Below are 13,374 nucleotides of genomic sequence, written 5' to 3' on the forward strand. Positions count from 1 at the left end.
ATTCTTTCTTCCAGGAAACACCCGTTTATTGAAGAATAATTCAGAAAAAAGAATTGGTACTATACAATTATCTCATCTATCCCTTGTTCTGTTGTTATTCCTTCGTAACTACTCAAAGATTCAAGTTCAACGTAGTATAGTTTTATAATAGTTATGATAAATAAAACTATTATTAGTTTGAGTTTCTTTGTCACAAAATACCCCCTTAGATCAAATTAAAATATTTCGTTATTTAAATATTCGGCTTCGTTACTTCAATAAAAAAACAGCATACCTTGTTGAAGAATAGCTCACCTTTAGTTGAAGAACGATATTAAAGTCTTTCCCATAACCTTTCTACGTTTCTTAGCACTTTGTCATCAAAAGTTAATTTATATATATCTGGCATATCGAGATTTTGCCAAAAAGAAAAATCATATTGTTTGTCAAAAAAATTCATGATTAAAACCATTATATTTCCATGTGTACCGATAACGACATTTTTATCTTTATACTTCTCTAATAAATTATAAGTGGTTTCTACACCTCTTTTTTGAGCGACAATGTTAGACTCTCCACCTTCCCATGAAAAGTTGAAATCCTCCCATACTTTTGTTATAGCATGAGTAAAATCTTCGGCAGGAACTGTGGTTAAAATACGTTCTTTAAAACCATCTATAATTTCAACTTCTATCTTTATGTGTTCTGCTATGCCTTCGACAGTTTGAACAGCTCGTTTATACGGACTTGAAACAACAATATCAATTTCCTCTGTTTTAAATAATTTAGTAACGTTGGTTGCATCAGTAAAACCTCTTTCCGATAAAGGTCTATTTAATTCATCGGGTGTATATGTAGAGTGTGCGTGCCTAACAAAATATAAAATAGTCAATTTAATTTCAACCCCTTTGTAAAGATTCCACTTGCATTTTAATACTAGCCATTGCAAACATCCCTCCTAAAAATAAAAAGCATATGAAAATAAATTCATATGCTTTGCCCAGGAGTACGGCTCTATAAGTATGTACCCCCTCGTGGTTGTCCACGTTACGCTAGTTATACATACCAATTATTAACTGTTTTAATATTTATATCACAATTTCCAGAATGTTACAACTGTTGAGCTGCCCGTTACTTTAAGTATATTTCTTCACAATCTCTTTTCAAAACAAAACGTAAGGACGACCTCATTTTAGAGAATCGCCCTTTACTTTTAGTAATTTATCGATTTACAACAAATTTCCAAGCCTGATAGAATTCTTTTACCGTTGAATACCTTTTATTACGGTCTTCTTCCACAGCTCTTATTGCAACTTCATAAAGACCTTGATTAGCATCCCATTTTGAGAAAGAACGATCCATTTCACCACCCAGTAGTCCAAATGCAATAGCTCCAAGGTTAAAGACATTCGTAATAGAATCGATTGGAGACCCAAGTTCATATTCTTCTGGAGATTTTGAACGATTTGCCCCCCAGAAATCTTCACCTATATCATTTATAGAAGGTGCCTTTCGATAAAAATCAATATCGCATATTTTGGTTTCATCATTTGTGAAATCGTATAAGATACTTCCATCATAAAAATCTACTGCAACATATTTTTGAGATTCTGCATAAGTATGGAAAGAAAAAATTGCATCTAAGGCTTTTAAACGTTTTTCCACTGCTAAATTCTTAAAACGATAAAAAGGTGACTTAGGGTCTGTATATTTTGCTACACCACCAAACGACCAATGAGAATGTAAACATTCACCTTCGAACCATTTAAATACTAAAGCATACCCATTTTCAGTGGAAAAGTAATCTAATAACTTTATTAAGTGTGGATGTTCTAGCGATTGATAAACTAGTAAAGCGTATTTCAATCGTTCAATAGCATCCTTTGGGTTTCCAGTAAAGTCAATAGGTTTTGCACCAGCATATTTCACAAAATACTTTTGTTCATCTTTTTCGACACCGAAACTTATATTTCCTGAATCTTGTTGATCAAACACACAAAAAACATTACCCAAGTGCTTTAACCAATTGAAATTATGCTCTTCTTGTAGTTGAAAATCCACTTTATCAAGTGTCTTTGTTATTAAATTCGTCTGTTGAAAATTCCCCAAAATATGACCCTCCTGTATTAAGTAGGGATCACGTAGTTTATAGGGGCTTGATACGCCTCCCTTAGTTTAATTGCACCCCGTTTATAGCTATCGTCATTTTCATAAAACAACGCCTCCTTTCATTCTTAAAGATAACTATACTATATTATTACAAAATCTTCCTACAAGATTTATAAACTTTTTTATTTCACTCTCTTCCCCGTTAGCCACTGCACCTTTACTTAAATAACCGCTGTTTTCATTTTAATATTAATTCTCTTTTTTGTAACACAAAGAAAAATGCGTTCCTGTTTTATTGCAGGAACACATCCGTTAATTTAATAAAAAATGAATTACTTTTCAATGGTTTTTGGATCTTTTTTTCTAAAAATCCCTACAAGAAGAATTACAAGACCAACCAAGAATATAATTGGGAACATTATCGATATTAGTGCAACTCCTGCCCATCCACTACCCTCGACACTTGCATAGGTAATACTGATTAACCATGAGAATAAAGGAGCTATTGCTAACATTGTTGTAATTCCCCAAACAATATATTTTCTTTTTTTCGACTTACTTTCACTTAGTTGATAAGCTATTGCCAATGCTACTAATAAAATTATAATTGCTACTGCAATTGCCATTCCAACATCTCTCCTCTTTATAATTTTATCATCAATAACAAAACACTTTTCAACTCTACTGCTTCGTTAGTTGAAGAACACCTAATTCTTTATTTTCATGTTAACATTAATTTCCTTTTATTTGGATTGAAAAGAAAGAAGCGTTTCTGTTTTTATTCCAGAAACGCATCCATTTGTTTAAGAACAAGATTTTGAAAAGCTTTTGTTATTGTCTAAAATACAATTTGTTTATTTACTTTTTCATTGCATTCGTATTGGTAAATCCAAACGGAGGAGACACTTCCTTTTCTAATTTAAGAATACAAGGGGTAAATGTGCCATGTGTTCCATCTATTATTATAGCTTCTCCATCAGCCTCTTTTGGCTGCAGACTATATTTCACATCATAGCCTCCCATTGGTACATCTTTACCAACAAATTCAACAGCGACTTGTTCATCTGGCTCGGTTAAAATAAAGGCGTATGTATGACCTTTGTGCGAAAACATTCCCGTCCCGCCTGGACCCATGAGATGAAAATCTTCCTTATACTCTTCCGGTAAACGGTCATAACTAACGATCTCATAAGCTATCTCTCTATTGCCAAAATCGATAAAAAACAAAGCAACGATCACGATAACAATAAACGGAAAGGCACTCTTTTTAATTTGATTCAAATTTCCCCCTCCCTTGACTTTGCAACCAATCGTTTGATCCTTTCTTTCCATTGAATGAATTGTTGATTGGAGATAACTTGCTGTAAAAAGGCATACAAAAGAATAACATTCATAGATATAACAGACCACTCAGCACTCGATTGCAATCTAGCAATAACTAAAGCAATTAAAAGCATCGCCCAGTAATGAAACGTAGCATTACACATTCGCTTCAAAACAGATACATAATTGTTACCGCTGACCAATTGAGCTAACAAAATGATGTACCAAAACATATGTAGTGTAGGGAATTCATAGAGTCCATTAAGTCCTGCTAAACGATGCCATTCTAAGCTGAAGATTTCACTGAGGTAAAGCTCTAATGTTAATGGTGCGCCATACATTTGAGCTAGAAACTGCAAGAATATGACATAAATAGGGATGAATCCGATAATGGAAAACAGCCAATAGGTTTGTTTTTTTACAATAAATCGATGGATAAAATAAGCGACTACTAAGGCTTGGATTGGTACAACTATAAAGTACGGTTGAAAGTATGCTCCAATTAGTAGCCCTGGTCCGATAACACTTGAAATGATGCAAATCATTCCGATGAGTACATCTTTAAATAAATGATTTTTCATGGAGCTTGGGTAAGTCTGATTGACTTCTTCCTGCAACAATTCAACTGGACCAAATTGGTCAATGACAGCTTGAACTGCTTCTTTTTCATCTACATTGTCCCTGCGAAGTGAATCATAATGATCATAGAGATGTTGCTTCCATTCTTCCTCTAGTTCTTTCTTTTCTATTTCGTCTAGGCGTAATTCTTTTGTGATTTTCTTAATATAGCTATCAAACTCTTTAATCGATACTTGTTTTGACATTCACATCACCTACAATCTGATGCATGACTTTTTGGAACAGACCCCACTCCTGCTTTTGATCAGATAGCGACTTTTTTCCTGCAGTGGTAATTCGGTAATATTTCCGGCGTGGTCCATCACTTGATTTTTGCCAATAGCTCTCTACTAAACCAGCTAACTCCAGTCGCTTTAACGCTGGATATAACGTTCCTTCCTTATAACGCAAATACCCTTCACTAACCTCGTGGACCTTCTCGGTAATTTCATAGCCGTACATTTCTTTTTCTGAAAGTAACGATAACAGAATAATACTCGTACTCCCTTTTAACAATTCTGTTTTTCTCATTAGATGCAACCTCCTTTTCTATATCGTATTACTACTTACTGTACATCGTAATACAACATAGTGGGTAAATCAACACTTTATTCCATAACAATCAACGTATACCTGTCCAATATTAGATGCTTGCCATAAGAAAGAAGCGAATACTCTTGTTAAGCATTCGCCACTGTTTTTAATATAACTCTAGCGTTCAAAATCTGCCTTTAACACAGAAGGAGATGCCGTATCGACAATTCCTTGTTCTAATATTGCACCCGTTACTTTAAATGCATTTTTTCACCACCTTACTATACTTGCATCAAACCCCAAGCTTATTTATTCGATTAATTAATTTTGTATATCCAAATGCTTCTATTTAAAATAAAAAAGACAGCCTTAAGGCTGCCTATTCTTACTTTTTTGCTATTATGAGAAACCTTTTGGAATTTGTTCGAATTCCTTTTTCGGTTTGATTGTTTTCAATAAAATCATTCAATATTTCAAAATCGTGATTTCCCTCACCAAAATTCGGAATGGTAGGTGTATGTTTTAGTAAGAATATGAGGTCTTCGGGTCTTTGATAATAGTCGGTAGCATCATATTCGTAATGTTGAATTTCGGAAAAACCAGATTCTTTTAGCTCTCGGACATAACGTGCTAATAATCCCCCATTCTTTTCAATCAATTGGCCTCGGTTAAATGCTCTTTTTATATTTAGTTTATCTTCTTCACCAACTTGTTGAGTTAAGAAGTACCCGCCCTTTTTCAATACCTTAGCAATCTCAATTGAACTAAATGGTGCGTGACGACAAGTTACGATATCAAAAAATTCAGCAGGAAATTCCAATTTGTCAGATGACATTTGAGAAAATCGAACATTTGACATACAAGATTTTTTTAAATTAGTTTGAGCTGTTTCAATCATTCCTTTAGATAAGTCTATACCCACTAAGAAAAGGAACGAAGAAGCAATAGTTAATACGTTTTCTCCACCACCTGTTCCAATATCAAGAAGTATGTCTGAAGTTTTTGACTTTTTCTTTATTTCTTCATTGAAATCCCATAATGCTCCTTCTAATGTAACCTTTAATTTACTAAAATCCCATCCGTTTGTTTTCCCAACTTTGTCATAAAAGCTTTTATAATCTAATTCATTCATAATTATTATCCACCTTTCAAATGTAAAAAACCCCAGCACACAGCAAGTGTCTTAGGGGTGTAGTTGTATAATGACTACCGACACTGTCCCAAGTTTTTGTTTTCGGAAAAAGGGCAGACTTCTCCCTTTATAGCTGGTACGCGTTTTTTCCAGCCCGAAAACTAATTACTTCGAACAATACGGTTAGACATTCCGTTCACCCCATTTGAAAGATTAAAATTATTATAACTCATAATAAATTAACTGTTAATATATTACTTTTCTTATTCAACTCTTCTGCTTCTTTATCTGAATAAGGGGGCAATGGAAGCACCCGGTTGTTGAAGAATAATTCAGAAAAAGAATTGGTGTTAACAACGGTGATAAAATCCCCAATATAAACGGTTAAAAATTCCCCAAATTTGGCGGATAATGGTCTCGATACACAAATTCTTGGAGTGGAGAGACATTAGACATGATAGAGATAGGGGAATTTTTTATGATTAAAGAACTTTATCAGAAAGGGTGGACAATCAGCGCTATCGCTGAAGAAACTGGATTTGACCGAAAGACTGTAAGAAAATACATTAATCAGTCTGAACTGCCGCAATACAAGACTCGTAAGCAGAAGAAGGTAGACAAGAAGAGGAAATTAGAAGACTACGAGGATTATATACTTTCCAGGTTGAAAGAAGGTACTACAAATTGTGTTGTTCTCTTAGAGGAAATTCAAGCAATGGGTTACAAAGGCCAAATGACAATACTTCGAGATTTTGTGAGGGTATATCGACAAAAGCCAAATAAGCAAGGAAGTGTCAGGTACGAAACACCTCCCGGTTTACAAGCTCAAATGGATTGGGGTGAATTAGGGGAACATTTCGTTGATGGTAAGTTACAGAAACTTTATGTATTTGTAATAGTATTAGGCTTTTCACGTATGAAGTATATGGAGATTACTACTACTATGAATTTAGAACAGTTAATGAAATGTCACATGAATGCTTTTGCCTATTTTAATGGAGTCCCTAAACAGATCTTATATGACAATATGAAAACCGTTGTAATAAAACACTCACCAACAGAAATTCGTTTTAATCGTAAATTTGAAGAGTTCCTTGCCTACTATGGGATTGTTCCTAAGGCTTGTAAACCAGCTCGACCTCAAACAAAAGGCAAAGTGGAAAGTGCTGTTGGTTACTTAAAGAAGAACTTTATGCAGCGGAAGTTAGAGCCCTCTCTAATAAAAATGAATGAAAGCTTACAAATATGGTTAGACAATGTAGCGAATAAAAAACCAAATCAAACAACTAAAGAAGCGCCAATCGAAAGGTTTAATTATGAGCAGGATCATTTACTTAACTGGAATGAGCGCCCTATGTTCCCTATTAATAAGTGGACCCAATCAACTGTAAGTCCTCAAGGTTTAATAGAGTACGAAGGGAAACAATATTCTGTTCCAATTAGATTTAAAGGTGTTAACGTAAAGGTAAAACAAACATTAGACCATCATATAGAGATTTACGATGATTTAGAATGTATAGCCTCTCATCCCCTTATTACTGGGAAGGCACAATCATTAACTCAAATGGATCATTACCGAGAGAAAGAAAAAAAGGAGAAAAACGTGACAACAAAAGGTTTGGCGACCCATCACGATTCTCTCCTTGGACCTAAAGTGGAACAACGTTCCCTTCAAGTGTATGAAGAACAGTCAAAAGCAGGTGAAACAAAATGAATAACGAGCTCTTAACTGAACGTTTACACGCTGTTGGCTTTACGATAACTGCTCAACAAATTGAAGCAATTCTCGAAGATGCCTCTAAACATAATGTACCATACTCTGAGTTCCTAGACACTCTTTTAAAACAAGAAATTGAATTACTTGAAAACAAAGATTTGGAAAGACGTATTAATAAAGCAAAATTACCATATTTAAAGAGAATTGAAGATTTTGATTTCGCATTTCAGACAAGTGTTAGTGAAAGAAGAATTAAAGAAATAATGACATGTAGATTTATTGATAATGGGGATAATATCTTACTTTTGGGACCTCCCGGTGTAGGTAAAACCCATCTTGCGATTGGGATTGCACTTGAAGCATTAAATAAAGGTTATACAGCCCACTATACACGTTGTGATGATTTCATCACAATGTGTAAGAAAGCTGATGAACGCAACACAACAAGTCGCTTAGTAAATAAGTTATCTAAGTTTAATGTACTCGTTTTGGATGAAATGGGATACTTCCCGTTTGATGAGTTAAGTGCAAACCTCCTGTTTCAAATCATCTCAAAGAGATATGAAGAGGGGTCAATTATTATAACCTCTAATAAATCATATATAGAATGGGGGAAAATCTTTGGAGATGATGTTTTAGCAACCGCTGTTTTAGATCGGCTGCTTCATCACTCCACTACATTTAACATGAAAGGAGAATCCTATCGATTAAAGGAAAAACAGAAGGCTGGAATTCAGCCGATAGTAGCAAAGTGATGATATTGGGGATTTTTCAACCGCTGAAAATGGGGAATTTTAATCCGTTGTTGACATTGGTACTATACAAAGGAATTTTCATCAGAAAATAACCTATCTTTAACATAGTTCACCTGCTCTATCATATGACCAATATTTCCTTCTCCAGCATATAAGGACATATCAAAAAAGTTGTTATCTAAATCAGACCAATACAGAATATTTTCATCACCAGAAACCGATACTTCTCGCTTTAATCTACCAACATAAACTTCAACGTAACAATCTTGAAGATAGTATTTAAAATCCATTAAATGATGAAGAATTATATCTTCTTTTGAAATGTTGGTTTCTTCAAGAAGTTCTCTATAAGCAGCTTCAATACCTATTTCTCCACTTTCAATTTTCCCACCTACTAAATTACTTAATCTCTTATACGGGTTCTTTAACCTCTCACACATCAATAACTTGTTCATATCTTTGTTATAAACCATTAACACATTATAACCTTGCATTACATCACTTCCTTGGTTAAATTAAATCGCTCCGTTACTTGAACAAGATTTATAATTCATTTAGTTATTAGTGTGGTATTGAATTTGTTGCAAGATAAAAAGCCATATATATACTAAAACACCCTAAAAGAATAAGAATTGTAAAAACAATCTTTCTCCCTATCTGTCCTATGGAATAGATATTCACTAAAAAGTAATAGATAATAGCACTTCCAAAAATAAATAGAAAAAAACTTTTGATTTCATATGAAGGGATTGGAGTAGTTATACTTGTTAATGGAAATCCCCCAAAGAGAAATTATAAATAGGTTTCTCTTTGAGTGGCTGACCAAAAGTATTAACAACTATGTGACAATCCTTTAGTAGTTTTTGAATGTCCTCCAAATTTTGTACATCCCCTTCTACTTTCTCAACCCTTTCATCACTGAAAGTTAACTTTTTTGGATTTCTAACAAGCATACGAACTTGATACCCATTCTCTAACGCTTTAGAAGCAATATGACGTCCCCACCGATAATAGCAATCTTATAAGAATTATCCATAATATCCCTACAAATAAAGATAATAACTATACGTTTAAATTCCATTTTCGATTCAACTATTTCATTATTAAACTAAACTGCCCCTTTAACACAATAAGAACTACCTCATCGACAACTCCTTGTTCCACTCTTGCTCCCGTTAGCTTAAGTACCTTTCTTCACAAAGGTTACTTCTATTTACTAAAAATACTTATTGCCAACTTTCTACAATTTCCCCTTTTTCATCGTATCCAATTGCATTATCAATTTCCGTAAAAAATTCTTCAACGCTTATTGTTAAGTAAGATGGGAATTCAGCTATAAATGTATTGTTATTCGCCTTAATTTCTAGAGTTTTTCCATTTTTATATTGGATAACAAACTTTTCTACCTCATGTTCATCTGTTCTAATTGCACCATGAATTATATTTCCAACACCTTCAAAATGGTTAGCTGAAACCAGAAAAGGTAATCCACGGTCTGATTCAAAAGTCATTCCAACACTTTGTTGATTGTCATAACTGTACTCGTCATTTTCATATTCGTAAACTCCTAAAATATGTTGATTCTGGTCTAAATAATAAACTAATTGATTATCTTGGTCATGGTTGAGAATTTCTATTGGGGTTTTCCATTGACTTTGGACTGCTTCTTCCAGCGATTCATAGCCTTTGTTACAGCCTGTCAATATAAATAAAATGATTATAACTATAGATATATCCTTCATGAAATACCACCCATCAAATATTTTATCCATGTTCTTAGAATCACCATCAATTATAAGTCTATAAGACCCCTTCTAAAAGTAAACTGCCCGTTACCTCAACAGGAAGAAGCGATTACCCTTTATTGAGCAATCGCTCCCAGTTAACACAATAAGAAACGAGCTTCTATTAACTGATTTAGTTAATGTAGTTTGTAATTTCATCATTGCTTTTTAATATTATTAACTTCTTATCATAAGCGGTTAACATATCAAATATTTCTGGCTTACTTTTATATTCAAATACAGTATTATATTTATATAAATCTTTTAAAATTTTTAATGTCGGTCTATAGTTTGCTTTTTCAATGCCAATTTTTTGCTTAAAATATCTTTTTATTATCCTAATCCTTCTTGTAGAAAAATTAGTATCTAAAAATAAAATTAAATCAGCATTTTGAAAACACGGAGATACCCATTTATGATGAACCCCTTCAATAATCCAGTATTCAGAGGTGATAATAGAACTTAAATATTCATCTCTTTCTTGTTCAGTCCGTCTTATATCTCCAGTATCAAACCTTTTCCAAACCACATTATCTAATTCATAATAGGGGATGTTTAACTGATTAGAAAGTGTCTTCGCTAAGGTTGTTTTTCCGCTTCCAATCGAGCCTATAATATGTATTCTTCTTGGAGTAGCCCTTTCCATATAACCCCTCACTTTGCAGTTTTTCATACTATTACTTTAATAAACTACATTCCTTCTTATTGAATTATCCTGCTTCTTTAGTTTAACATTAATTTCCTTTTTGTTACTTTAAGTGTAACAATTCACAATCTTATGGTTGTTCATAACAAAACCATAACGTAAATTATCTAATAATTGCTTTTTTTCCATATACAGAACCTGGACCTTCTTCCCTTTTTAATTTTAGAGGTTCTCTTTCAATTTAGACATCCAGACATAAAAACCCCTATTGATATTTATCCAAAGGGGTTTTTCTTCGACAACTTTTTTCAAAATATCGCGTCTTTTTTTAAACATTGCAGCCTGCCCAGTAAAAATCCAAAAGGAAAAAACATTGATTACGCACACTTTTTGAAAAATGCTAATAATAATTCGCTACACCATCATAATCATTGCAATCTGCACTTGGTTTGTTAAGTCCTAAGTTGCTATAGTATTAATAATTGGTCATTTTCAAAATAATAAATATCTTCTCTTTTAAAACCGTATTCTTCATTTTCCTTCTTTATATGCGGTTCAAATGTAAAAAAAGTCACTTCATTAAGCTTTGTTTTATTTCCTAATTCAAAATATCTTCTAATATTCTTATCAAATTCAATTGTATGACCTACATTTCCAGCAAAATCTAAATTCTTATATTTTTCTTGACGTATTACTTCATTAATATAAAGGTACACATCTTCAAACGTCATTTCTGGTTTTACATAATCTCTAAAAATTTTATGGAGTTTCTTTTGGAAATTAACCCCCTCTATAAATTGAGCATTGTTATGTTGAGGACTTATTGAATCTTCTCCAATAGCTTTTCCATTTATAACTACACACGTTCTAGCATAATCGCCCCAGTAAGATTTGAATTCTGGACTAAGATCAATTGTTACTATATCATTCCGTTCAACCAATTTATCAGAGGGGATATAATTAATTCCAGATTCAGAAATTGTCGTTCTTTTTCCTATATGGACAAATGCTCCTACACCATGATACCAATATTTAACTATCCCCTTGTCTTTCATTATACGTTCAGCTATATCAACAATTTCCCTTTCTGATATACCTTCCTTAATAAAATTTAATAATTCTTTCATCGTTTCTTTTGCAATAGTTTGAACATAAATATAATTTGAAATATCGTTCATATTTCTCAACTCGCTTTTATATAAAATTTGATATCTATTTTATTCCCTTTAAGATAAACAATATTTTACCTAATTAGTAAGTTCGATGCATCTGGGTTGATAATTGGAAAACATTTAAAATATGTTTATTAATTCCATATCTCATGAACTACAATGATTACATTTGTTTATCAATGTCACCTCCACTAAGAGGTTCATCTCGTTATAAGCTTTAAACAAAGTTTATGTATAATCAACAAAACTCTTTAGCTTAATTAGGAAAAAGAGCTGCTTCAGCACCCCTTTTTTCCTATACATCTATCAAATCAAAGAGTAATACAGTAAAAACAGAGACTAATATGAAAGATAATTTCATCATTTTCAGCTCTATTATTCTTCGTACATCATTATTTAATATGTTCACTGCTCGTAGTTATATTTCCTTCTTTCAGCTAAGTGACCTTTAGCGAATAAGCCGTTACGACCGCTCCCACTCCTTCACTTAAGCACATCACCGATTATATTAACTAAAAAGCCTTCTTATTAAATACGACGTTCTTTTATTTGTTGCATAATTACCTTTTTAAACTCTGCAAAAGATACACTTTCTGACTGTTTATCCCCATACTTTCGAACATTAACTGTATTTTCCTCAACTTCCTTATCTCCTAGCACCAGCAAATAACGTAGACATTAGTAATGCAAAAGCAATAGTACCAAATATACCCATGGATACACCACCTTGCTTAAAGAATCCACAAATCTTCTGCTTCTTAAGTTTAACATTAATTTCCTTTTTATTAACATAGAAAAAAGCATCCCTTGTTTAAGGAATACCCCCGTTAGCTCAATTAAGAGGTATTTTTAAAAAGGGGCAACGCCTCCACGTTGCCCCTTTCTTTACTAACCTTTTTTAATTTTTAATATCGAGTTAGCATTTGTCTGAAATTCATATGGTACTTCCACTTCTTCAACTGTATAGCCGTTGTCAGCCAGATAACTTATCATTTTATCTAAATGCTCATATCTTTTTCCCTCTAAATCAACTAAAGGGAAAATACGAACTTCCTCTTTCGTAACCCTCAATAACTCATTTAGCGTTTCGATATGAAATTGATAATCTAATCTATCCGCATACATAAATAAAAAATGTGCCGAAAGAAGAATATCAAATTCTGCATTCTTAAATGGTAACGAAGGTAAAGTAACGGGAATGTATCTTTCGCTGGATTCCCTCATATCGTTGGTACAATCTTGCAAGGCTTTTAAACGATGTTTTCTAAGACCTTCTACATTATTAAAATAATCCCATTTATAATTATTTTTCGCTTTTTCCATATGCTCCATTGCGTGTTCAATATCTTGAAGACCTTTATTTTTTAAGTCTTCACCCGAATGATAATATGCAATATCACATGCTGTTACATCTAAACCTAATTCGTTTCCAACAGCAGTAAATGAACAAGCTCCTGCTGGACAATCGAGTATTTTCTTTCCTTGTAGTTTTTCCTTTGAAAGCGAGAACATATCCAAATACTCTTCAAAGGTTCTCCCAATAAAAACAATTCGTTCTAAATCTAACTTTGTACTCTTCTCAACTCTACTCAACTATACTCACCT

Annotated in this window: 16 protein-coding genes and 1 riboswitch; of the genes, 2 read left to right on the forward strand and 14 right to left on the reverse strand. The window is 33.1% G+C overall.

Annotated elements, in window-relative coordinates; translation table 11 throughout:
* Positions 1 to 313: 313 nt before the first annotated feature.
* The 7 genes from B1R93_RS05180 to B1R93_RS05210 form a co-directional block, all read right to left on the reverse strand.
* Positions 314 to 871 (reverse strand): histidine phosphatase family protein, encoded by a 558-nt coding sequence (locus B1R93_RS05180; RefSeq protein ID WP_088103412.1) that lies wholly within the window; start codon positions 869 to 871, stop codon positions 314 to 316.
* Between the two features lie 99 nt (positions 872 to 970).
* A riboswitch (ZMP/ZTP riboswitch) is annotated at positions 971 to 1,049 on the reverse strand.
* Between the two features lie 151 nt (positions 1,050 to 1,200).
* On the reverse strand, positions 1,201 to 2,088 hold the full coding sequence (locus B1R93_RS05185; protein WP_088102885.1) for a protein kinase family protein: 888 nt from the start codon (positions 2,086 to 2,088) through the stop codon (positions 1,201 to 1,203).
* A gap of 332 nt (positions 2,089 to 2,420) precedes the next feature.
* Entirely contained in the window at positions 2,421 to 2,714 is a 294-nt protein-coding gene (locus B1R93_RS05190) for a hypothetical protein (protein ID WP_088102886.1), read from the reverse strand.
* Between the two features lie 232 nt (positions 2,715 to 2,946).
* Positions 2,947 to 3,369, reverse strand: coding sequence for a hypothetical protein (locus B1R93_RS05195; RefSeq protein ID WP_088102887.1), 423 nt, complete (start codon positions 3,367 to 3,369; stop codon positions 2,947 to 2,949).
* Complete coding sequence (locus B1R93_RS05200; protein WP_088102888.1) at positions 3,366 to 4,235, reverse strand: permease prefix domain 1-containing protein; 870 nt, start codon at positions 4,233 to 4,235, stop codon at positions 3,366 to 3,368. The genes B1R93_RS05195 and B1R93_RS05200 overlap by 4 nt, the downstream gene beginning before the upstream one ends.
* Positions 4,213 to 4,560 (reverse strand): PadR family transcriptional regulator, encoded by a 348-nt coding sequence (locus B1R93_RS05205; RefSeq protein ID WP_088102889.1) that lies wholly within the window; start codon positions 4,558 to 4,560, stop codon positions 4,213 to 4,215. The genes B1R93_RS05200 and B1R93_RS05205 overlap by 23 nt, the downstream gene beginning before the upstream one ends.
* Positions 4,561 to 4,948: 388 nt before the next feature.
* The gene (locus B1R93_RS05210; protein ID WP_088102890.1) at positions 4,949 to 5,695 is read right to left on the reverse strand and encodes a class I SAM-dependent methyltransferase; all 747 of its coding nucleotides are present in this window, start codon (positions 5,693 to 5,695) and stop codon (positions 4,949 to 4,951) included.
* A gap of 454 nt (positions 5,696 to 6,149) precedes the next feature.
* On the opposite strand from B1R93_RS05210, the gene istA reads away from it, so the two are divergent.
* The gene (istA, locus tag B1R93_RS05215) at positions 6,150 to 7,409 is read left to right on the forward strand and encodes an IS21 family transposase (RefSeq protein ID WP_088102891.1); all 1,260 of its coding nucleotides are present in this window, start codon (positions 6,150 to 6,152) and stop codon (positions 7,407 to 7,409) included.
* Positions 7,406 to 8,167, forward strand: a complete 762-nt coding sequence (istB, locus tag B1R93_RS05220; RefSeq protein ID WP_088102892.1) for an IS21-like element helper ATPase IstB — start codon at positions 7,406 to 7,408, stop codon at positions 8,165 to 8,167. Before istA ends, istB begins: the two co-directional genes overlap by 4 nt.
* Before the next feature lie 62 nt (positions 8,168 to 8,229).
* On the opposite strand, the gene B1R93_RS05225 is transcribed toward istB, so the two are convergent.
* The 7 genes from B1R93_RS05225 to B1R93_RS05255 form a co-directional block, all read right to left on the reverse strand.
* Positions 8,230 to 8,661: an NUDIX hydrolase gene (locus B1R93_RS05225; RefSeq protein ID WP_088102893.1), complete on the reverse strand. Its 432-nt coding sequence runs from the start codon at positions 8,659 to 8,661 to the stop codon at positions 8,230 to 8,232.
* 273 nt (positions 8,662 to 8,934) lie between these two features.
* Positions 8,935 to 9,159 carry an NAD(P)H-binding protein gene (locus B1R93_RS05230; protein WP_425348934.1) on the reverse strand — a complete coding sequence of 75 codons (225 nt, stop codon included), beginning with the start codon at positions 9,157 to 9,159 and terminating at the stop codon, positions 8,935 to 8,937.
* Positions 9,160 to 9,393: 234 nt separating this feature from the next.
* Positions 9,394 to 9,909 carry a hypothetical protein gene (locus tag B1R93_RS05235; RefSeq protein WP_088102894.1) on the reverse strand — a complete coding sequence of 172 codons (516 nt, stop codon included), beginning with the start codon at positions 9,907 to 9,909 and terminating at the stop codon, positions 9,394 to 9,396.
* 175 nt (positions 9,910 to 10,084) lie between these two features.
* Positions 10,085 to 10,597 carry an AAA family ATPase gene (locus tag B1R93_RS05240; RefSeq protein WP_088102895.1) on the reverse strand — a complete coding sequence of 171 codons (513 nt, stop codon included), beginning with the start codon at positions 10,595 to 10,597 and terminating at the stop codon, positions 10,085 to 10,087.
* A gap of 467 nt (positions 10,598 to 11,064) precedes the next feature.
* On the reverse strand, positions 11,065 to 11,775 hold the full coding sequence (locus B1R93_RS05245) for a M24 family metallopeptidase (protein WP_088102896.1): 711 nt from the start codon (positions 11,773 to 11,775) through the stop codon (positions 11,065 to 11,067).
* Positions 11,776 to 12,297: 522 nt separating this feature from the next.
* The gene (locus B1R93_RS23595; protein WP_280949455.1) at positions 12,298 to 12,429 is read right to left on the reverse strand and encodes a His/Gly/Thr/Pro-type tRNA ligase C-terminal domain-containing protein; all 132 of its coding nucleotides are present in this window, start codon (positions 12,427 to 12,429) and stop codon (positions 12,298 to 12,300) included.
* 228 nt (positions 12,430 to 12,657) lie between these two features.
* A complete protein-coding gene (locus B1R93_RS05255; protein WP_088102898.1) occupies positions 12,658 to 13,362 on the reverse strand; it encodes an SAM-dependent methyltransferase in 705 nt (234 codons plus the stop codon).
* Between the last annotated feature and the right edge of the window lie 12 nt (positions 13,363 to 13,374).

It is taken from the genome of Halalkalibacter urbisdiaboli (genome assembly GCF_002156385.1).
GTDB lineage: Bacteria > Bacillota > Bacilli > Bacillales > Bacillaceae_D > Halalkalibacter_A > Halalkalibacter_A urbisdiaboli.